Source organism: Parafrankia sp. BMG5.11 (assembly GCF_004337455.1).
The window spans coordinates 74,276-95,443 of the sequence record NZ_SJXI01000038.1 but is presented as its reverse complement, the minus strand read 5'-3'; the positions used below and the strand labels follow the sequence as shown (position 1 = coordinate 95,443).

14 protein-coding genes and 1 pseudogene are annotated in these 21,168 nt (G+C 72.1%); 9 read left to right on the top strand and 6 right to left on the bottom strand.

Annotated elements, in window-relative coordinates; all coding sequences use genetic code 11:
• Window positions 1–101: 101 nt before the first annotated feature.
• Both E0504_RS26545 and E0504_RS26540 read left to right on the top strand, forming a co-directional pair.
• Window positions 102–1,805 (top strand): HNH endonuclease signature motif containing protein, encoded by a 1,704-nt coding sequence (locus tag E0504_RS26545; protein WP_235013546.1) that lies wholly within the window; start codon window positions 102–104, stop codon window positions 1,803–1,805.
• Window positions 1,735–2,922 carry a PLP-dependent aminotransferase family protein gene (locus E0504_RS26540; RefSeq protein ID WP_071060264.1) on the top strand — a complete coding sequence of 396 codons (1,188 nt, stop codon included), beginning with the start codon at window positions 1,735–1,737 and terminating at the stop codon, window positions 2,920–2,922. The genes E0504_RS26545 and E0504_RS26540 overlap by 71 nt, the downstream gene beginning before the upstream one ends.
• Before the next feature lie 25 nt (window positions 2,923–2,947).
• Here the strand turns inward: E0504_RS26540 and E0504_RS54345 are convergent.
• A pseudogene (locus tag E0504_RS54345) lies at window positions 2,948–3,947 on the bottom strand (NAD(P)/FAD-dependent oxidoreductase).
• A gap of 112 nt (window positions 3,948–4,059) precedes the next feature.
• On the opposite strand from E0504_RS54345, the gene E0504_RS26530 reads away from it, so the two are divergent.
• Window positions 4,060–4,686: an XRE family transcriptional regulator gene (locus E0504_RS26530; RefSeq protein ID WP_165938616.1), complete on the top strand. Its 627-nt coding sequence runs from the start codon at window positions 4,060–4,062 to the stop codon at window positions 4,684–4,686.
• On the opposite strand, the gene E0504_RS26525 is transcribed toward E0504_RS26530, so the two are convergent.
• Both E0504_RS26525 and E0504_RS26520 read right to left on the bottom strand, forming a co-directional pair.
• Window positions 4,673–6,664 carry an ABC transporter ATP-binding protein gene (locus E0504_RS26525; RefSeq protein ID WP_112104631.1) on the bottom strand — a complete coding sequence of 664 codons (1,992 nt, stop codon included), beginning with the start codon at window positions 6,662–6,664 and terminating at the stop codon, window positions 4,673–4,675. The two genes, E0504_RS26530 and E0504_RS26525, sit on opposite strands and share 14 nt — an antisense overlap.
• Window positions 6,665–6,740: 76 nt before the next feature.
• On the bottom strand, window positions 6,741–9,554 hold the full coding sequence (locus E0504_RS26520; RefSeq protein ID WP_112104600.1) for an alpha/beta fold hydrolase: 2,814 nt from the start codon (window positions 9,552–9,554) through the stop codon (window positions 6,741–6,743).
• Between the two features lie 208 nt (window positions 9,555–9,762).
• Between E0504_RS26520 and E0504_RS26515 the strand changes: the two genes are divergently transcribed.
• From E0504_RS26515 to E0504_RS26505, 3 genes are read left to right on the top strand one after another with little or no spacing between them, the layout of a single operon-like run.
• On the top strand, window positions 9,763–10,857 hold the full coding sequence (locus E0504_RS26515; protein ID WP_112104601.1) for a 3-dehydroquinate synthase: 1,095 nt from the start codon (window positions 9,763–9,765) through the stop codon (window positions 10,855–10,857).
• Window positions 10,854–11,729, top strand: a complete 876-nt coding sequence (locus E0504_RS26510) for a shikimate dehydrogenase (protein ID WP_112104602.1) — start codon at window positions 10,854–10,856, stop codon at window positions 11,727–11,729. The genes E0504_RS26515 and E0504_RS26510 overlap by 4 nt, the downstream gene beginning before the upstream one ends.
• Window positions 11,726–12,829, top strand: coding sequence for an ROK family protein (locus tag E0504_RS26505; protein WP_112104603.1), 1,104 nt, complete (start codon window positions 11,726–11,728; stop codon window positions 12,827–12,829). Before E0504_RS26510 ends, E0504_RS26505 begins: the two co-directional genes overlap by 4 nt.
• Before the next feature lie 88 nt (window positions 12,830–12,917).
• On the opposite strand, the gene E0504_RS26500 is transcribed toward E0504_RS26505, so the two are convergent.
• The 3 genes from E0504_RS26500 to E0504_RS26490 all read right to left on the bottom strand — a co-directional run bounded on the left by E0504_RS26500 (window position 12,918) and on the right by E0504_RS26490 (window position 16,134).
• On the bottom strand, window positions 12,918–13,562 hold the full coding sequence (locus tag E0504_RS26500) for an HAD-IA family hydrolase (protein ID WP_020459272.1): 645 nt from the start codon (window positions 13,560–13,562) through the stop codon (window positions 12,918–12,920).
• Between the two features lie 50 nt (window positions 13,563–13,612).
• Complete coding sequence (locus tag E0504_RS26495) at window positions 13,613–14,707, bottom strand: Gfo/Idh/MocA family protein (RefSeq protein WP_131626033.1); 1,095 nt, start codon at window positions 14,705–14,707, stop codon at window positions 13,613–13,615.
• Window positions 14,708–14,967: 260 nt separating this feature from the next.
• Complete coding sequence (locus E0504_RS26490) at window positions 14,968–16,134, bottom strand: DegT/DnrJ/EryC1/StrS family aminotransferase (protein ID WP_112104604.1); 1,167 nt, start codon at window positions 16,132–16,134, stop codon at window positions 14,968–14,970.
• Window positions 16,135–16,471: 337 nt separating this feature from the next.
• On the opposite strand from E0504_RS26490, the gene E0504_RS26485 reads away from it, so the two are divergent.
• The 3 genes from E0504_RS26485 to E0504_RS26475 all read left to right on the top strand — a co-directional run bounded on the left by E0504_RS26485 (window position 16,472) and on the right by E0504_RS26475 (window position 21,160).
• The gene (locus E0504_RS26485; protein ID WP_071060259.1) at window positions 16,472–16,909 is read left to right on the top strand and encodes a type II 3-dehydroquinate dehydratase; all 438 of its coding nucleotides are present in this window, start codon (window positions 16,472–16,474) and stop codon (window positions 16,907–16,909) included.
• Window positions 16,910–17,389: 480 nt separating this feature from the next.
• Window positions 17,390–18,841, top strand: coding sequence for a glycoside hydrolase family 6 protein (locus E0504_RS26480; protein WP_243657628.1), 1,452 nt, complete (start codon window positions 17,390–17,392; stop codon window positions 18,839–18,841).
• A 318-nt stretch (window positions 18,842–19,159) separates the two neighbouring features.
• Window positions 19,160–21,160, top strand: a complete 2,001-nt coding sequence (locus tag E0504_RS26475) for a DUF6461 domain-containing protein (RefSeq protein WP_235013551.1) — start codon at window positions 19,160–19,162, stop codon at window positions 21,158–21,160.
• Window positions 21,161–21,168: the final 8 nt, after the last annotated feature.

Sequence of the window (21,168 nt, the reverse complement as noted above, 5' to 3'; positions counted from 1 at the left end):
GATTCAGGACAGGTACTCAGACCTCTTGTCCTGCCCGCCCGCCAGCCATATCGTCGAACACACGTTCGATATTGACGACTTGGCGGACAGGCGGTGACACCATGACCTCCCTTCCCGGCTCGAGGCGTGGCGCATCGCCACGCGGGCAACGCACCGCCGCCAACGCGCCCGACGCCAAGATCGGATCCGCCGCCACATCCACCGGATCAGACGGCCGATCCACACCAGGGGATGAGACCGCCACCGTGGTCGGGAGTCCCCCGACGCACTCGACCAGCTCAGAAGAGGACTCGTGGGCAACCAACGGCGACACCCGCACCCGCGAGGCGCTCGACACGAAAGCCGACGATCTCTTCAGGGAGATCTCTCGCGTCGTCCGCACGATAGCGGCCGGCCACGCGGATCTACTGACCCTGCTGGCTCGGTTCGCGGCCCTCCTGCTCCCGCCAAGCGCCGAGCAATCACTCGTCTCCGACGAGTTCGCGCCCGAAGAGATAGCCACCGCGATGGCGGTCTCGCCCCAGTCGGCCTCCGCCCAGCTGACGTTCGCCTGCACCGTCGCCCGGCGCCTTCCGAACGCAGTCGACGCACTCAGGGCGGGAGTCCTGGATCTCCAACGACTGCAGTCACTGGAGAAAGCGGTCCACCCGCTCGACGACCGCACCGCAGCCAGAGTCGAAGCACACGTGCTCGCCGGAGGAGCACGACCTAACCGGCGCGCCTTCACCGATGCCTGCAGGCGCGCCGTAGCCAGGATCGACCCCGAAGGCACGGCAGACCGCGCGGAGACCCGACGCAAGGACCGACGGGTGTGGATCTCTCCCGACGAGGACGGGACAAGCGCGCTCACAGCCGTCCTTCCCACGGAGGACGCCGAGGCCTGCTACCAGCGGATCGATCAGGCTGCCCGTTCCATCAGTGCCAACAGATCCGACGGTGACGACCGGACCCGCGCCCAGATTCGTGCCGACGTGCTGGTCGATCTACTTACGGGCCGAGGCAGCCACGCCACGCCGATGCCGTGTGACATTCAAGTCGTCGTACCCGCGACGACCCTGATGGGCCTGTCCGACGACCCCGGTGAGATTCCGGGGTACGGCCCGATCCCCGCACGAATAGCCCGGGAGATGGCCAAACGGCCGGGCTCAACCTGGCGGCGCATTCTGACCGATCCACAAGGACATCTGATCGAGGTCGCCGACCGGCGTCTACCAAGCGCCGCACAGGTCCGCCATGTTCGTGCCCGCAACCGGACCTGTGTATTCACAGGCTGCACCCGGCCATCACGCCGCACGGATACCGATCACACCATCTCCTTCTCCGAGGATGGACGGACTCTGACCAAGAATCTCGGCCCGCTGTGCCGTCGACACCACCGGATGAAACATCGTGGCCACTGGCAGGTCACACAACCCCAGGAAGGAACCTTCGTGTGGACCAGCCCACTCGGGCGAACCAGTGTCACCACCCCCGACACATATCTCGAAGTCGATGTCTCACCCGGGACTACGGCCAAGAATCGGCACGCCGAGCACTTGAGGGAAGATCGCGGGCACACGCGATCCCGTCCGAAAACGCCGACCGGAGCGGGAAAGGATCCCGACTGGCAGATGCCATCCCAGACAAGGCCTGACGTGGCCCGGCGTGAGTCATCTGCTTGGCGTCAGGCAGGATCGGGGCGGGACCTGCGCCGGAGGGAACCGGGCGGCAGAGAAATCGAGGGAGTCAACCAACGTGAGGAACACAACCGCGCCTCCGGAGCTCGCGAGCCGAGTCGGATCCGTCCAGACCTCTCCGGTACGTGAGATTCTCGCGTTGACGGAACGACCAGAAGTGATCTCCTTTGCCGGTGGCCTGCCGGCGCCGGAGTTCTTCGACGCGGAGGGCATCCGGGCTGCCTACGACCGAGTGCTGAGTGAGGATCCGCGCCGGGTACTGCAGTACTCGTCGACCGAGGGCAGCCCGTTGCTGCGCGAGACGATCGCCGCACGGCTGGCTGGCCGGAGCCTACCCACTCATTCCGACGATCTTCTGATCACGACCGGCTCGCAGCAGGCGTTGACCCTCCTCATCACCGCGCTTCTCGAACCCGGGGACGCCGTTGTCGTGGAGGATCCGACCTATCTGGCTGTGCTGCAGTCGTTCGGCTACGCCGGCGCACGGGTCTACCCGGTCACCACCGACGAGCATGGCATCGTTCCCGACGCGCTCGCGGAGGTCGCGGCCCGCGAGAAGCCAAAGCTGATCTATCTCGTCCCGAACTTCCAGAACCCGACTGGTCGGACGGTCCCCGCGGAGCGCCGGTCCGCGATTGCCCGGGTCGCCGCCGAGTGCGGATTCTGGATCATCGAAGACGACCCGTACGGCGAGCTGCGGTTCGAGGGTGCCGCCGTGCCATGGATCGCGTCGATCGAGGACGCGGCGGACCGCACCATCCTGCTGGGAAGCTTCTCGAAGACGATGGCACCGGGGATGCGCCTCGGGTGGTTGCGGGCACCGGAAGTACTACGCCGCGCCTGCGTGATCGCCAAGCAGGCCGCGGACCTGCACACCTCAACGATCGACCAGGCGGCCGCGGCTCGGTATCTGATCGACAGCGACCTCGACGCGCACATCACCAGGGTCTGCGCGGCCTATCGGCCGAGGCGTGACGCGCTCCTGGCCGGGCTTCCCCGAGGGCTGCCGGCGGGCAGCACGTGGAACCGGCCGGAGGGCGGGATGTTCGTCTGGGCGCGGCTGCCCGATGGCTATGACGCCACGGCGCTCCTCTCGGCTGCGGTCAGGAGACAGGTGGCCTACGTTCCCGGAGCACCGTTCTACGCCGGGCCGGCGGATGCCGCGACGCTGCGGTTGTCCTTCACGACGCACAGCCCGGCGGAGATCGCGGAGGGGGTGACCAGGTTGGCCAAAGCACTCCGTTGAAGGCGGGTCAGCCGTTGAAGGCAGGTCAGCCGCTCGGAACGTAGCCCGTCCGCCGTGCCGCCACAGCGAGGCGAATCTCTTCGGCGATCAGGTCCGCGTTGAGGGCGGCGGCCTTCACGCCGGCGGCGGACGCCGTGATCACTGAGGCCACCACGTCTGCCACGTTTCCCGCGATCCACACCCCGGCGGCCTGGGTCGCGCCGGCGGGGTCCGACTGCACCTGTCGGCCGATCACGTGGCCGTTCAGGGCCAGGTCGGTTGATTCCAGGCCGAGCGCACCGAGTATCGCGGTGCGGGTGGTGAAGCGCGGCGCGACCGCCAGGGCCCGGCGGGGAACCACCTCCCCGTGGTGCAGTCGGACGGATTCGAGGCGGTCGTTCGCGGTCTCGAGGGCCTCGACGGCACCGGGCACGACTCGGATGCTGCGGGCGGCGAGCTGCTCGGCCTCCTCGGCCGTGGGGTCGGGACCGGTGTGGGTGAACAGGACGACGTCTTCGCTCCGCTGCCGCCAGAGAAGAGCCTGGTGTACCGCCATCGGTGAGCCGCCGAGAACGCCGATCGGCTGGTCACGGACCTTTCATCCGTGGCAGTACGGGCAGTGCAGGACGGCGTGCCCCCACAGGCCGGCGAGTCCGGGTATGTCCGGCAGCTCGTCCACCAGACCGGTGGTCACGAGCAGCCGGCGGGCTGTGGTGACGCGGCCATCGTCAAGCCCGACACGGAACTGGGGCGGTACTCCGGGTCCGTCAACGACGGTCGGTGTTGACGGGAGACGCTCGAGGGAGGTGACCGTGGCGGTGACGATCTCACCGCCGTAGCCGATGGCCTCGGCCCGTCCGGTTGCCAGGAGCTCACTCGGGGGGACGCCTTCCCGGCCCAGGTAGTTGTGCACGCCCGGGGCGGGCGTTGCGGAGCTCGCCCGCGTCGACCGCCAGGAGGGTCCGGCGTGCCCCGGCCAGGGTGAGTGCGCCGCTCAGACCGGCGGGCCCACCACCGACGACCATCACGTCGTAGATCTGCTTCATCCGGATACCGCCCTTCGACTGAGGAGTGTTCCGAGCCCGAATCTTCCACATCCAGGAGCGGGTTTGACAAACATCATTGCCAGAACAGCAACTTTAAGGCGAGCATGGTGGGGTGACTGTGGGAACCGAACAGGGTATCGAGGCCGTACTTGCCGCGGTCGGTCCCCGGCTGCGCGCGCTGCGCAAACAGAACGGGACAACTCTTCCCGCACTCTCCCGGGCCACCGGGATCTCGGTCAGCACGCTGTCGCGGCTGGAGTCCGGGCAACGCCGACTGACGCTGGAGCTGCTACTGCCCCTCGCGAAGGCCTACCAGGTCCCGCTCGACGAGCTCGTCGGCACGCCGCCGACAAGCGATCCACGGGTGCTCCCGCGGCCGTTCGAGCGCGACGGAATGACCGTCGTACCGCTGACGAGACGTCCGGGCGGACTGCGATCATTCAAGATGATCTTCCCGCCCGGGTGGCCGGCCTGTACGAGGGAACTGCAGACACACGAGGGCTACGAATGGATCTACGTGTTGTCCGGCCGGCTGCACCTGTTCCTGGGTGAGCGGGAGGTCGTCCTGACCGCCGGCGAGGTCGCCGAGTTCGACACGCACGTCCCGCATGCATTCAGCAATCCGAGCCCGGAGGCGGTGGAGGCCATCAGCCTGTTCGGGCCGCAGGGGGAACGCCTGCACGTGCGTGCCCGTCCGGCTGGATCCCGCGCGCGGGACGGCGGGCTCAGCCCACCGTGACCGGGCGGTACAGGCGGGCGTAGGCACCATCATCGGCGAGCAGCTCGCCGTGGGTGCCGTCCTCGACCACCCGGCCGTGGTCCATGACGTAGATGCGGTCGGCATCGATCACGGTGGAGAGCCGGTGCGCGATGACCAGGCAGGTCCGGCCGACCGAGAGCCGGTCGAGCGCGGCGCGGACGGCCGCCTCGGAGACGGTGTCAAGCGCCGAGGTGGCCTCGTCCAGGATCAGCACCTGAGGCGACTGCAGCAGGACCCGGGCGATGGCGAGCCGTTGACGCTCGCCGCCGGAAAGCCGGTAACCGCGAGCGCCGACACGGGTACGCAGCCCGTCCGGCAGCTGGTTGAGCAGCGCCGAGAGGTTGGCGGCGTCGAGCGCCTCGCGCAGCTCGTCGTCAGTGGCGTCGAGCCGTCCGTAGCGCAGGTTCGCCGCGATGGTGTCGTGGAACAGGTGCGGCTCCTGGGGAACGACCCCGATCAGCGAATGCAGCTCGGATGACGGAATGTCGTCCAAGGCCACGCCGCCGAGCCGGATGGTGCCGTGCTGGGGGCGGTGGATGCCGCTGGCGATGTAAGTGATGGTCGTCTTGCCGGCGCCGCTCGCCCCGACGACCGCGGTCGTCGCCCCCGGAGCAACCCGCAGGGTGACACCGCGCAGGTTCCACGCCGCGTTGTCGCGATCCGGTGTGGCGGGGCGATCCGGGGCGGTGAGGCGTGGGTCGGAGGTGGCGATGTCGTAGGAGAACCAGACGTCGTCAAGGGTGAGGTCCGGCGCCGAGGCGACGGGGACCCGCGGACGGTGCTCGAGCGTCGCAGGCTGTCGGTCCACCGGGCGCAGCTGGGCCGACGGACGCTGCTGGAGCGGCGGGCGTGCAGGGTCGACTGGGCGGGCTGTGGCCACCGGACGGGCCGCGGCCACTGGGAGGTCGAGCAGGGCGAAGATCCGGCGGAACGACGCACCGGCGCTGGAGAGCTCGGAGCGGAGCTCGACGGCGGAGGCGAGCGGGCCGAAGGAGACCAGGAGTGCGCCGCCGAGCGCGGCGACCGTCCCGAGCGAGGTGTGTCCCGTGGAGACCAGCCAGGCGCCGAGGGTAACGACCACCGTCATCGTCATGACGATGCCGAGGTTGACGACGAGGCGGACACGTGAGGTCAGCCGGGCCTGCTCACGGCTGGCGGCGAGCAGCTCGGCGGCGGCGGCGTCGAAGCGTTCGCATTCATGGTCCGCCCGGTCGAACAGCCGGACGTGCAGCGCGCCCGAGACCGAGGAGGTGTCCGCCACCTGGGCCATGAGCTGGCCGTCCAGCTCTCGTTGGCGGTGGGAGATGCCGGCGAGGCGGCGACGGCCGGACTTCATGATCAGCAGTGTGGCGGGGGCGAAGACCATGACCGCCAGGCTGAGCCGCCAGTCCAGCACGAAGACGACGGCGGTGCCGACGGCGATGTCAGCGACCCGGCAGATCACCGCCTGGACGACCGCGGAGACCGCGTACTGGGCGGTGATGACGTCGGTGGACATCACCGTCATCACCTCGCCCTGCTGGCTGCGGGGGAAGAAGCCGAACGGCAGGCGTTGCAGGTGGGCGTTGACGGCCTGCCGGGTCCGCACCGTGATCACGGCGCCGAGCCGGGCGATGAGCGCCATCCGGGTGGCGAGCACTGCCGACTCGAACACCAGCAGCGCGCACAGGAGGAGCACCGGGACGACGAGGTCGCCGACCTGTCCGGTCGGCAGGGAGTCGTCGATGAGGTGGCGCAGCAGGAACGGGCCGGCCGCGACCGCGACCGAGCCGATGACCGACAGGCCGACCAGGGTAATGATCACCCGGCCCTGGTCGGCGAAGAAGCGCAGGCTGCGGGCGGACTCGTCGACGCCGGTGAGCTTCGCCACCACCCGGGCGTGCAGGCGGGTCACCCTGGTCGACGGGACGTCCACCGGCCCGCCCGACAGACACGGGCCGGACACGGACTCAGGCATCACGCCGAGAGAGACTATGCCGCCCCCCGCGCGAACCGTACGGCCCGTCCCGGTCCGGTCTGGTCTGTCGTCCGGGCTAGAGCTGCATCGACTCTCCGAGGCGGGCACGCATGTCCGCGGCGAGCACCGAGACGTTCGGCTCGTTGAGCATCGTGTGGTGCTCGCCGGGGACGGTGACGATGGTGGAGTCACCGGTCAGGTGCGTGGGCCACTCGTCCCGACCGGATTCGGGGTTGTCCTCGGCGAGGTAGAGGACGGTCCGCCCGGCGTACGGCCGGACCCGGTACGACTGGGTGATGAACCGGGCCTGGTCGAAGAACACGTCGAACTGGACGAGCCCGGGGTAGCGGACGAGCCCGGTCAGCGGCAGGCGTGCCGCCTTGCGTAGCTTGGACGCGTTCGGCAGCGGGAGTCGGTCCGGCAGCAGCCGGGTGATGCGTCCCCCGCCACTGGGGTCGCCGCTGGGACGCGCGCCGCCGGCGGACTGAGCCGAGCGCGGCAGCGTGGTGTCGAGCAGCAGCAGCATCCCCACCTCCTCGCCGGCGGCGGCGAGCATGTGCGCCATCTCCAGGGCGACCAGCCCGCCGAACGAGAAGCCGGCGAGGTAGTAAGGGCCGGTCGGCTGGATCACGCGGAGCACGGCCAGGTGGCGCCGGGCGTGGCGCTCGACGCTCCAGTCGGGCAGCGCCCGGCTTTCCATTCCCTGCGCCTGCAGGCCGTAGACCCGCTGGTCGGAGCCGAGCAGGCGGGAGAGCCCTAGGAAGTTGATGGCGAGCCCGCCCGCGCCGGCGACGCAGAACAGCGGCGGACGCGAGCCGTCGACGTTGAGCGGCACGCAGGTCGGATGGGTCGGGATGCCCCGTTGGGAACCTGCCACCCGGGCCGCGAGGGCGGCGACGGTCGGCGCCTCCACCAGCACCGAGGTCGGCAGGGTCACGCCGAGACGGGTGGCGATCTCGCTGAGGAGCTGCTGGGCGAGCAGCGAGTCCCCGCCGAGCTCGAGGAAGTCGTCGTCGACGCCGACCTCATCGACCTTCAGGATCTGCGCGAACAGGTCACACAGCGCGAACTCCCAGTGGCTGCGCCCGGTGGGACGGCGGGCGGGCGGCCGGGGCGGCGGCGCCGGCAGCGCGGGCCGGTCGATCTTGCCGCGCTCGTTGCGGGGCAGCTCGTTGAGCAGGATCACCGAGGAGGGAACCATGTAGGCGGGCAGCTTCTCCCGCAGCAGGCCGCGGATCGCCACGGTCGCCGACTTCACCGCGGTGGCGCACACGACGTAGGCGACCAGCCGCGGAGGCTCGCCCTCGACGCGCTCGGCGACGACGACGGCCTCGAGGACGTCCGGCGAGGTGAGCAGGACGGTCTCGATCTCGGCGGGCTCGACCAGGTAACCACGGATCTTCACCGCGGCGTCAGCGCGGCCGAGTAGTTCGATGCACCCGTCCGGGCGTCGCCGGGCCAGATCCCCGCCGCGGTACACGACCTCGTGGGACCCGAGGTCACCGAGGACGATCTCACCGGTGACGGTGACGCCGGAGACGGGCAGGTCGTGGTCCGGGCCCGCGGAGTCCGCCGGGCTCGCCGGGCCCGTCAGGGCTTCGTCACCGGAAACCAGCGCACCGGAATCCCGCAGGCCGTCCGCCGGAGAATCGACACACAGGTGAACCGGCCGAAATCGCTGCGCGGTCATCTCGGGGGCGTTCCAGTAGCCGCCGGAAAGGTACCTTGACGTTACTGATATTTCGCCGGTGGCACCATCCGGTACGGGTTTGCCGTGCTCGTCGACGATCTCGATGTCCTTGCCGTCGACGGCCCATCCCGCCGGCAGTGGACCAGCCGGAATCTCGTCGCCGGATCCGACCGGGAAGAAGGCGAGCGAGGCGGTCTCGGTCGAGCCGGACCAGTTGTAGAACGTACACGTTGTAGGCAGCAGCTCGCGCAGAGCGGCGACATCCCGGCCGTACACGGCCTCACCGGAGCTGGTGACCGCGCGCAGGTCGCCCAGGATCAGCCCGGGCTCGGCGGCGCCGGCCAGCGCACGCATCAGCGACGGGGTCAGGTGCAGCGTGGTGATGCCGCGGTCGACGAGCCAGGCGGGCATCGCGCCGATCCCGCGGGCCCGCGGGTCGAACGGGTGCAGCGTGGCGCCGCAGAGCAGCCCCCAGAACATGACGGTGATGCCGGCGGCGAACGCGGTCGGCAGCACGAGGGCGATCTGGTCGGCGGCGTTCATCCCGACCCGCTCGATGCCCGCGTCCAGGTCCTTCATCACGGTCCGGTTCCGCCAGACGACGCCCTTCGGGACGCCGGTGGAGCCGGAGCTGAACACCAGGAAGGCCGGGTCGGTGGGCAGAGCCCGACGGCCCGGCAGCAGGTCGTCGTCGATCCCGGCGGTACCGACCGGCGGCCCGTCGTCAATGATCAGGGTGTACTCCGAGCCCGGCACCGTTCCGGGCTCGGGACCAGGCGTGGGACCGGTGTCGGCCGCTTCCAGCCGGGCGGCGGCGAGCAGCTCGGTGTGCGCGCTGTCGGTCACGCAGGTGGCGACCCCCGCCAGCCGCAGGATCTGCCCCAGCCGCGCCGCGGGGAGCATCGGATCGAGCGGCACGAACGGCCGCCCTGCCTTCAGCGCGCCCAGCATCGCGACGATCGCGGGCGCTCCCTGCCCCAGCAGGATCCCGATGTTGCTGTCGTCCCCCTCGACGACAAGCGAACGAGCCAGCGCGGATGAACGCGAGTCCAGCTCGGCATAGCTCAGTACAGTTTTCTCATCGCGTACCGCAATTACGTTGGCACGCGCTGTGACGATCCGAGAGAACCGCCCCACGATTGTCGGGTCGGGTTCCGCGAGATTCGCCGCCAGCACGGCCAACGGATGCGTTCCGACCATGTTTCGACCCCCCAGGCCGCTCTCGCTCCGTTTCTGGCTATCCGGAAGCATCGCCGATGATACGACCGGACAACTGCCGCCACTCCCCCACTCGGGCCATCAGAGATGCCAGGGTGGAGACTCGTCCCCGAATATCGCCACGTGACTCAGCCGGCGTGTCATGTCCCTGACATCCGTGTCCGGCAGAGCAGACACCGGAAGGACCGTGATGACGGCACCGTCCGCGACACCCGGGTACGACGACCGTGCCGGCGGGCCCGGGACGCACCGGGTGTGGGTCGAGCTCGGCGACCGCGGCTATCCCGTCGACATCGGGCCCGGCGTCCGGCGCACGCTGCCGGAGGTCGTCGCCCGGATCGACGCGTCCCGGGTCGTGATCGTCTCGGCCCGGCCAGAGGACGACGCGGTACCCGATCCCGGGGTCCCGGCGCTGCGCGTCGCCGCCCGCGACGGCGAGCCGGACAAGAACCTGGCCAACGTCCAGGCGCTCTGCGAGCGGTTCGCGGCGTTCGGCCTGACCCGCACGGACGCGGTGGTCTCCTGCGGCGGCGGGACGACGACCGACGTCGTCGGGCTCGCGGCGGCGCTCTACCACCGCGGTATCGCGGTCATCCACCTCCCGACGTCGCTGCTGGCGCAGGTCGACGCGAGCGTCGGCGGCAAGACGGCGGTGAACCTGCCGGCTGGCAAGAACCTGGTCGGCGCCTACTGGCAGCCCAGCGCCGTGCTGTGCGACACCGACTACCTGGCGACGCTGCCCGCGCGCGAGTGGACCAACGGCTACGGGGAGATCGCGCGGGCGCACTTCATCGGCGCCGGCGACCTGCGCGGACGTCCCGTCGAGGAGCAGATCGCGCGCAGCGTGGCGCTCAAGGCCTCGGTCGTGGCCCGGGACGAGCGCGACTCCGGCCTGCGTCACATCCTCAACTACGGGCACACCCTGGGCCACGCGCTGGAGATCGTCACCGGCTTCGAGATGCGGCATGGCGAGGGCGTAGCGGTCGGGACGGTCTTCGCCGGCCGGCTCGCCGCCGCGCTGGGCCTGATCGACGACCGGCGCGCCGACGAGCACTTCGAGGTGGTCTCGCACTACGGACTGCCGACGGCGCTGCCCGCCGGGGCCGACACGGCGGCGCTCGTCGCCGCCATGCGGCTGGACAAGAAGTCCACGAACACCGGCAAGTCCACGAACACCGGCCTCACCTTCGTCCTCGACTCGGTGGACGGCCCCCGGCTGGTTCCGGACGTCCCGGCCGACCTGGTGGTCGCGACGCTGGGCGCGATGGAACGCGAGGCGGCATGACCAGCATGGCGCGGGGGTCGGTGACGCTGGCCGCCCCGGATCCGGATCGGCGGGAGCCGGCGCGGCCGCGGGAGATCACCGGGACGACCCGGCTGTACGCCGTCGTCGGTGACCCTGTCGAGCAGGTCCAGGCGCCGATGCTGGTGAACCCGGTGTTCGCCGAGGCGGGCCTGGACGCCGTCCTGGTGCCCGTGCACGCGCGCCCGTGTGACTTCCCGACGGTGCTGGCCGGGCTGTGTGCCATGGCCAACCTGGACGGCATCCTGATCACGATCCCGCACAAGGTCGCAGCTGCGGAGCTGGCGGACGTCCGCTCCGCCGCGGCGCGGATAAGCGGCAGCGCGAACGCCCTGCGGCGCGAGCCGGACGGGCGGTGGCTGGCCGACAACTTCGATGGCGCCGGCTTCGTCCGCGGCCTGGCCCGCGCGGGGCATCGTGTGGCGGGGGCCCGGGTCCACCTGGCCGGTGCGGGCGGGGCCGGCAGCGCGATCGCGGTGGCGCTGCTCGAGGCCGGCTGTGCGAGCCTGGCCCTCCACGATCCCGACACCGCCCGTTCGGGCGAACTGCTGGGACGGCTGGACGCGCACTGGCCCGGTCGGGCTGGTGCGGCGGCGGCACCCACGCCGGCCGGGCAGGTCGATCTGATCGTGAACGCCACGCCGCTCGGGCTGCGACCGGCCGACCCGTTGCCGTTCGACCCCGCGATGCTGCCGGCGGGCTGCGTCGTGGCGGACATCATCATGAAGCCGGCGCGCACCCGGCTGCTGCAGGCGGCGGCCGAGCGCGGTCTGCCCGCCCATCCGGGCATCCACATGCTGGCCGAACAGGTCGACCTGTACCGCACCTTCTTCAGCCTGCCGGGCGCGCGGTGAGCCCCGCCGGCGCGGCCGACGCTGCCAGCCCGCCCAGCGCTGCCAGCCCAGCCGGCACGGTCTGCCATCTCGGCATCGACGTCGGTGGCACCAAGGCCGCGCTGCGGCTGGTGCCGGTCGGCGGCGCGCCCCGTGAGGCGAGCTTCCGGTGGTCGGCGGACGTGCCGGCCGAGACCGACCTGCGCGATCTCGGGGCGGGCGTGGCGGCGCTGCTCGGCGAGTGGGGCGGGCGGCTGGCCGGCGTCGGCGTCGCGATGCCGGCGACGGTCGACCCGTCCGGTCGGGTCACGGCCTGGCCGAGCCGGCCGTCGTGGACGGGCCTGGACCTCGGTCAGGCGGTTCGCGAGCTCGCCGCGGGCGCGCCGGTGGCCCTCGGCGACGACGGTGACCTCGCCGCGCTTGCCGAAGCGGACCATGCCGGCAGCGCGAACCTGGTCTACGTGGGGGTCGGCACGGGCATCGGCGGCGGCATCGTGCTCGACGGACGGCTCTGCCCCGGCACCGCGCGCGGCTCGTGCGAGATCGGCCATCTCATCGTGGCGCTGGACGGGCCGCGGTGCCGATGCGGGCGGGACGGCTGCCTGCAGGCCCTCGCGTCCGGACCGGCCACGCTGCGCCGGGCCACCGAACTACGCGCCACCGCCCGACCGGGCGCGTCAGACGAACCAGGCGCGTCAGACGAACCGGCCGCGGCCGCCGAGGTGACCTATCCGGAGCTGCGCGAGGCCTGGGTGGAGGGTGCGGGCTGGGCCCGCGCCGCGGTCGGGACGACGGCGCGCGCGATCGCGGGCGCGCTGGTCGGGCTGACCGAGCTGGTGCGGCCGGATCTCGCGGTGGTCGGCGGCGGGTTCGCGGACGGGCTGCCCGGGCTCGTCGACGCGATCACCGTGCAGGCCCAGGCGATGGCCCGGCCGGGCCATCCGCCGGTGCCCGTCCGGGCGGCGGCGCTGGGCGGGCTGTCATCGCTGGCGGGCGCGGTGATCCTCGCCCGCCACGCCGATGAGGGACGCGGCGACGGCCGCGACCTCGACCGGGAACGCCGCACCGACCACCTCGGTCTCGACCTCGACCCGGCCCGGAGCGTGCTCCGGACGGGGTGAGCCAGCCGGCGACCGGCGGGGCCCGACGCGAAAACCCGGGCCCCGCCGACGGCCATCCACACACCGCGCCGTCCGCGCGGTGCAGCGTTCACACCGCGCGGTGGTCACCGAGCAGGCCGAGGAGCTCACGCGGGGAGCGCAGCACCGAGTCGGGGCCGGCCGCCAACAGCTCGGCCTCGTCGGTCTCCCCCCACATCGCGGCGACCGCCCGCACCCCGGCGCCGCGGGCGCTCTGGATGTCGGTCACCGCGTCGCCGATCATCATCGCCTCGCCGGGCGCGGCACCGAGCACGTCGAGGGCGAGCAGGACGATGTCCGGGGCCGGCTTGGGGTGGGCCACCTCGTCGGAGCCGATGACCCGTTCGAAGTAGTCAACGATCTCCAGCTCGGTGAGCAGCGCGCGGGCCCGCGGGCCGCTCTTGCCCGTCGCCACCGCGAGCCGCAGGCCGCGCTCGCGCAGGTCGCCGAGCAGCTCCCGGACGCCCTCGAAAAGCAGGACCTTGCGGGAGAGCCGATAGCTCTCTCGGACGAAGGGCTCCTCCATCTCGAGCGGCAGGCCCATGATCCGCATGATGTCCGGGAAGTACCGTCCGAGGTGGCGGTTGTATTCCTCGAACGGCGCGGGGCCTGGCCCGACCACCTCGGCATAGGCGATCATGAACGCCTCGCGCATGACGGCGTGGCTGTCGACGATCACACCGTCAAGGTCGAAAACGATCGCGTGGGTGCCCATCGGTTCCCCCCAAGGCTCGGCGTTGCGGTCGGCGGTGGGTGCCCGCGGCGTCAGAACGCGGCCCGGGCGGCCGGGATGGCGTGGTTCCGCGGTCGCGCGGAGTCGTAGACCCGCTCGATGGCGGCGATCGTCGACCGGGCCTGGGCGACGGCCCGGCCGCGCTGCCCGGCGTCGGCGAGCAGCGCCGGGAGCTCGTCGAGCTGGCGACGGTACTCGGCGCCGATCGGCTCGGTGACGACGTCGACGGCGCTGTCCACGCCGTCCTTCGTCCAGGTCAGCGTGGACGCGGGATGCCGGTTCGGGCTGAAGCCGAAGGTGCAGCGCAGCTCGGCCGTGCCGGCGCTGCCCTCGACCCGGATCACCGTCGCGTCGAGCGCCTGGTGCGACGCCCAGCTCGCGCGCAGCGACACCGACACGCCACTGCCCGCGACGAGGAACGCGCGGACCGTGTCCTCAACGTCGCCTCCGGCCCGGGACTGGGCGGCGTCCTCGTGCCGCCAGGCCGCGCCCCAGGCGGCGTTGGCGACGAAGTCGCTGGAGACGGTCCCGACGGCCTGGACGAAGCCGTCCGTGCCCACGAACGGCGCGACCGCGTCGAGCAGGTGCCAGCCGAGGTCGACCAGCGCCCCGCCCCCGGCGAGGCTGCGCTGGGTGAACCAGCCGCCGGCGTCGGGAACACCGCGGGCGCGCACCCACGAGACGTCCACGTGCCGGATCTCACCGAGCCGCCCGGCGAGGTCGTAGAGCGCGCGGGTATCGGCCCGGAAGCGGGACGCGCTGCCGGCCAGCAGCATCGCCCCGCCGGCCAGCTCGGCGGCGGCCAGGGTGTCGGCCTCGGCGGTGCTGAGGCAGACGGGCTTCTCCAGGAAGACCGGAACCCCGACGTTTAGCAACCGTGCGGCTACAAAGCTGTGCAGGTGGTTGGGGACCGCCACGACGGCGAGGTCCACCTCGGCCCGCCGCAGCGCGTCGGGGTCGTCGAACAGCCCGACCGGTGCCTGGCCGTCCAGCGCCGCGGCCAGCTCGGCCCGGGCCGCCGCGTCGGGGTCGACCAGCGCGACCACGTCGTACGCGGCGTGCTCGCGCAGGCGGGGCAGCCAGATCGACCGCCCGGCCCAGCCGAGCCCGACCACGGCGACGCGCACCCGGCCCGGGGCCGCGGAGACCACGGTCACCGAGGACGCGACGGACGGCGGGGCCACCGGCGCCGCCAGGGCCTCAGCGGAGGCCAGAGCCTCCGATGCCACCAGAGCCTGCGACGCCACCAGAACCTCGGACGACGCCAGGGCGCTCGCGGAGACGAGGGCCTCCCCGGACCCGAGGGCCTCCGCGGGCACCGGGGCCGCCGACGGCGCCACAGGCGTACTCGGAGCGGCCGGAGCGGCCGGCGAGCTCACGGTCGTCGTCACGCGTCCGCCAGCGTCTCGGCGATGATCGCCGCGATGTCGTGCATCTGCTCCTCGGTGCCGAGCAGCGTGCGGTGGTGCAGCCAGATGCCGTCCGCGCTCAGCGCCTCGACGTTCGGGCAGCGCGCGGCGATCTGGTCCACGGTCTCGTCGGGCGCGCCGGTCTCCCAGAAGCCGTCCGAGCGGTAGATCGAGCGGAACGCCGCGAACGCCGGCAGGCCGCGCTCGATCAGCGCGTCGACGAGGGCGTTGCGCCGCTCCTCGCCGAAGCCGGGCACCCGGAACATCGCCATGTAGTGCGAGTTGCGGTCACAGCGCGGGTCGCGGCTCTGCGGGACCACGCCGGGGATCTCGGCGAGCAGGCCGGACAGCACCGGCCAGCGCTGCTCACGGGTGTCGATCTGGCCGCCGAGCCGGGCGAGCTGCGCGCGCAGCACGGATGCCGAGAACTCGTTCATCCGGAAGTTCGAGCCGGACGTCTGGTGGAAGTAGCGGCGATCCGTCCGCGGACGGCCACAGCTGTGCCGCAGGAACGCCTGCTCGTACAGTTCGGCATCCGGGAAGGTCACCGCACCGCCCTCGCCGGCCGTCATCAGCTTGCCGTTCTGGAAGCTGAAGGCCGCGACGCTGCCGTGCTCGCCGACCTTGCGGCCCTGCCACTGCGTGCCGTGGGCGTGCGCGGCGTCCTGGATGATCGGGACACCGGTGTTCGCGGAGATCTTGGCGAGCGCGTCCATGTCCGACAGGTGACCGGCCATGTGGACCGGCATGATCGCCTTCGTCCGCGGTGTGATCGCGGTCTCCACCGCCGCCGGGTCGATGCAGTAGGTGTCGAGGTCGACGTCGACCGGGACGGCGACGGCACCGAGCCGCTGGGCGGCCTGCGACGAGGAGATGAACGTGAACCCGGGGACGATGACCTCCGTGCCGGGGCCGACCCCGAGCACCTGCAGCGCCAGCTCGAGCGCGTGGGTGCCGTTCGTCACCGCGAGGGCGTAGGGCGAGCCGTGGTACTCGGCGAACTCCCGCTCGAACGCGTCGACCTCGCCACCGCCCATGCGCCACCACTGACCCTGTTCCAGCGCGCGGATCAGTCCGTCACGTTCCGCGCCGTCGAACTGCGGCCAGGCGGGAAACTCGGGCGCCGGGCGTCGACTGTCGCTCATATACCTAACCCTTCATGACGGATACAGATGCCTGCGAGGCTGCGGCGATGTCGACAGCCCCCCCATGCCGGCCTTCGGCGGACGAAATCCATCGAACCCGGTGCGCAAAGGACGGTACTACGGGAACACCAGGCAACCGGCAGCGCTCTCCCGGATGTCCGCGGACGACGCTGTCACCACCCCGACACCACGGGTCCCCACCACCATCGAGCTTGCGAATCCGGCCGAGAGCGGGTAGGAGCAGCGCCACAGAGCCGGACCCCGACCGGGAGAGAAGCGCGGGCCCTGTTATAAACACCGTGCCCGGACATCCGCTACACCCTTGCAGAGGTACGCTGTGAGCAATCTTCTCCTGCTGAACGGCCCGAACCTCGGGATTCTCGGCAGGCGCCAGCCCGAGATCTACGGAACGGCCACACTCCGCGACATTGAGGAGGCCATGGCCGCGCGGGTCGCCGCCCGGGGCTGGAAGATCGTGTCGGTCCAGCGCGAGTCCGAGGGCGAGCTGATCCACGCCATCCAGGACAACTACGACTCCGTGGGTGCGGTCGTCAACCCGGGTGCGCTCATGGTCGCCGGCTGGAGCCTGCGCGACGCGTTGGCCAACTACCCGCGGCCGTGGATCGAGGTGCACCTGTCGAACGTGTGGGCTCGTGAATCGTTCCGGCACGAATCGGTCATCTCGCCGCTGGCCGCCGGAATCATCGCCGGGCTCGGCCCGCTCGGCTACGAACTGGCCGCCGACGCGCTCATGAAGACCGTCACAGCACCCTGAATCTGCGGCACCGCCGGGATGCGGCGCAATGCGCCGATGCCTACTCGCGCAACAGGCGTCACTGTGACGGCTACCTCACGTTGAAGCTCACGCCCGGCATCGGCGGTGGGCGGACCGGTGCCGCCGCGAACCGCCCCGCCCGGCACCTACGGGCTACCCCCGGACGACGATTACCGGCGCAACGGAATTCGCTGTGGGCCGGCGGCCCACCCCGGTCGGACCAGACCTGGACCGGCCGCCGGGTATGAGCCAGACCAGCAGTCACGTAAGAGTGGATCCGTGCACGGGTACGAACCCACCGGGCACCCACCGGTCGGGCACGTTGGGGCGGAATTGGATTTCCCGACACAGGCTGTTGCCTAATTCTCGATGAGCACGGTCATGTTCCCGCGCCCGGCACTGCTACAGTTCTGGGTGGGAGGGGACCCACCGAGGCAACGCATTGTGAAGACGGGAGGGCACGTGCCCGCGGCTCGCCCCATGAGGAATCCCGCCGCCCGGCCGCGCACCGTCGAATACGGCTTCGGCGACGACGCCGCCGCTGGCGCGGACACCGATCACCAGACGTCGATTCACCCGGTGACCACTCACCCGGAGACCAATCACCCGGCGAGCGCTCACCGGACCACGACTCGCCCGGCCACGAGTCACTCAACCGCGAGGCGCCCGGCCGCGGCACGCGCGACCGGCGCGCGCTCGAGCGGCGCGCACGGATCGCGGCGGCCGCCGCTCGATGGCCGGCTCGCCCGCACGGCGTTCGCGGTCACCGCGGCGCTGACGCTACTCGGTGGGGTCGGTCTCGGCCGGGGCCTCGCAGGCCCCGACGGCTCCGACTCCGCGGTGGACGCGCTCGCGGCGACCGGGGCCGGCCGCGTGCCCCCGCCCGCCGCCGTCCACACGACCGGGCCCACCGTCACCGCACCCGCGCGGCCGGCTGCCTCCGGGCTCACCGCGGTACAGGTGCCCACGGCCGCGCTCACGAGCGCTCCGCCGCCCGCCGCCGCGCAGGCCCTGCCGGTGGCGGCGCCGCCGGCGCCCGCCGCCGCGGCCGCGGGGAACCCGTTCGCCGGCGCCCGGTTCTACATCGATCCCGCGGACCAGGTCGCCGCCGCGATCAACGCGCTGCGCGGCGGGAATCCCTCCGCCATCGCGGCGCTGGAGAAGATTCTGCGTGGCGCGCACGCGGACTGGTTCGGATATGCCGATCCGGCCACGACCCAGCGCAAGGTGGCCGGCCGGGCCGGCACCATCAGGGGTAACGGCGCGTTGCCCGTCTTCGTGGCCTACGCGATTCCGAACCGCGACTGCGGAAGCTATTCCGCCGGCGGCGCCGGTGGCGCGCAGGGTTATCGCGACTGGATCGCCGCCTTTGCCGCCGGGATCGCCGGCGGGCCGGCCGCGGTCGTGCTCGAGCCCGACGCCATCGCCCAGATCGACTGCCTCTCCCCCGCCGACCAGCAGACGCGCTACGGGATGCTGTCGAACGCGGTCGACGTCCTGAACGCCGCCGGGGCGACCGTCTACCTCGACGCCGGCAACGCCGGCTGGCACAGCGCCGTCACCATCGCCGCCCGGCTGAAGTCGGCGGGCGTCGACCGGGCGCGCGGATTCGCACTGAACGTGTCGAACTTCGGTACCACCGCCAGCGAAGTCGCCTTCGGTGACGCGGTCAACGCCGCGCTGGGCGGCGGAGCCCACTTCGTCGTGGACACCAGTCGCAACGGCCTGGGCCCGGCGCCGGACAACGCCTGGTGCAACCCGCCCGGCCGCGCGCTCGGAACGCCGCCCACCGCCGCGACGGGCGACAGCGACGTCGACGCATTCTTCTGGGTGAAGATCCCCGGGGAGTCGGACGGCACCTGCAACGGCGGCCCCGCCGCCGGCCAGTTCTGGCCGGACTACGCCGTCGGCCTGGGCAGCCGGGCCGGCTGAGGAACGCTGATCAGGGCCGCTGCCTGGCCCGATGGTGGAACGGCCGGCGCCATGCCCGGTTGGGCACGGCGCCGGCGGCGGGCGGCGGCGGCGTTGTCGGTTTCCGCGCCGCCACAGTCCGGATCATTTCCGCGCCGTACCAGTTCAAGCAGGGTGCCACCTGCTTCGACACAAACATCTGACCGCGGCCACCGGTGTCAGAAATACGCGAGGCCCCGGTACCTGCGGCCGATCCCCACGAATGTGTGTTGCCTGATCGTCACGCTGTCAGAGCGCCGATCAAGCCGAAAAGAGCAGCCGGTCAGTAAAGTTTCGTGGGTGTTTCGACCGGACCTGGAAAGCCGTCAGATTTCCCTCCCCGAGCAGACCGTCGAGCTTCCGGCGGACCTCCTGGATCCGCTCGCGCACGTCGTCGCGGAGGTATTTCCGCAGCTGGTGGCCCATATTCCGCCCACCCCCGCGGCTGAGCTCGGCCGGCTCGGCGCGACGGCGCCCGCTCCGGTCCCGCTCCCACCCGCACCCGCCGGACCGGTGTTGACCGCGTTGCGTTCGGCCGGGCCGCGCCTACCGGAACGACTGCTCGGCGCGCTCGAGCTCGCCATCGACGAGCTTCCGCTGCGCGCCCCCCGCGGCCTGGCCAGGGGCCTGGTCGACGCCCCGCCGAACGGGCCGCGCGGCGGGAACGGATCGCGCGCGTCCGCGGCCGCCGCAGGCGAGTCCGAGGCGGTCCAGGCGGTCGCGATCCTGGATGAGGTCCATCCCGGGGTGTCCGATCTGATCCACAGCTACCTGCGCACGCTGGTCGAGCATCCCGCCGTGGCCCCGCTGCTGGCGGCGGACGACCCCGCCGCGGCCGGCCCGCTCGACGGCCGCGGCTCGGACGGCCGCCCGCTCGACGGCACCGCACTCGGCAGCACCGCGAACGGCGAATCCGCGAACGGCGGGTCCGCGTTCGGCGGGAGCCTGTTCGGGCCGCCGGACGAGCTGGCCGACGAGCCCACCCTGGCCGCCCGGCACGGGGCCGCCCACCTGGCACTCGCGGTCACCGTCGCCGCCGCCGTCCTGCGGGAGCTGGACCCGCCGATGATCGGCACCGGCGCGCCGGGGATCGTCGGCACGGCCGTGGGGTCCGTCGCGCTGGTGCTGCCGGGCCGGCCGATGCCACTCGCCTACCCGGCCGCACTGCTGGCCCGGCGCCGCGCGGAGTACCGGCTGCCGCGGCAGGCCGCCGGCTGCGTCACCGTCGACGGGCACTGCTTCGGGCTGGTGGAGGGCGAGCTGCCGAATCCGCCGAGCTTCGCCCGCAACGGCCTGGTGGAGGCCGTCTCCGGCGGTGTCCTCGTCCGGACCGGCATGGGCACGGGCCGGGTACGGGTGTCGCTGCGGGTGCTGGCGACACCGCCGGCCCCGCCGGTCCCCGCCGACGCCGTCCGCTGGGACGAGATCGTCGACGTGAGCTGGACGGCCGCGAACGGCGCCGCCGCGGTGGCCGGCGCCGGAGCGAGCGCCGCCGGCGGCGGCGGCACCACGACAACGGGCGTCGGCGCCGGGGCCGGCTCGGCCGCCGACCTCGGCCACCTGACGACACCGCCCTGGCCCGGGGACTACCGGCTGCGGGTTTACGCCCACGGCCGGGACGGCGCCGGCGAGGACGAGACCTACGAGCTGGTGGTGTGGAGCGCCCCGGCCGCGCCCGAGACCGTCCACCGGCGCACCGACCAGCTGGGGCACCGGCTGCGCGGCGAGGAGCTTCCGCCGGTCGTGACGGTGCCGGAGACCCGCTACCGGTGGGTGCGCCGGCGCAGCGCCTTCCGCGAGGCCGCCACGTTCACCATCGTGGTCGGCGCCTCGCCCGAGGACGTCGTGCGCTGCTTCGACGCCGATCCCGGCGCGCCGTGCTCGCTGTCCCGGCTGCGCGCCGACCGGCGCACCGACCCGTACGTGCTGGTTCTGCCGCTCGACGGCGACGACCGCGCGGTGCTCGCCGTCGAGGACAACGGCTTCCAGGGCTCCCGGCACCCGGTGCTGTCCGCGGTCTCCCGGCACGGCCTGGCGGCGAGCATGTTCTGGAACATCAACGCGCTCACCCGGCTCTCGCTCGCCCGGGACGGCGAGGTGCTCGCCGCGTTCGAACCGGGGCCGGACGCCGTCCCCGACGCGGTCGTGCCGCTCCTGCGGGACGTCGACCTGGCCGGTGCGACGGACCGGGTCGCCAAGGGCCTCGTCGTCGTCGAACGGTTCACCGGGCATCCGGTCCTCTCCGAGCACCTGGACCGGATCATCGAGAACGACGTGGCGTACCTGATCAACCAGCACTGACCGGGCGG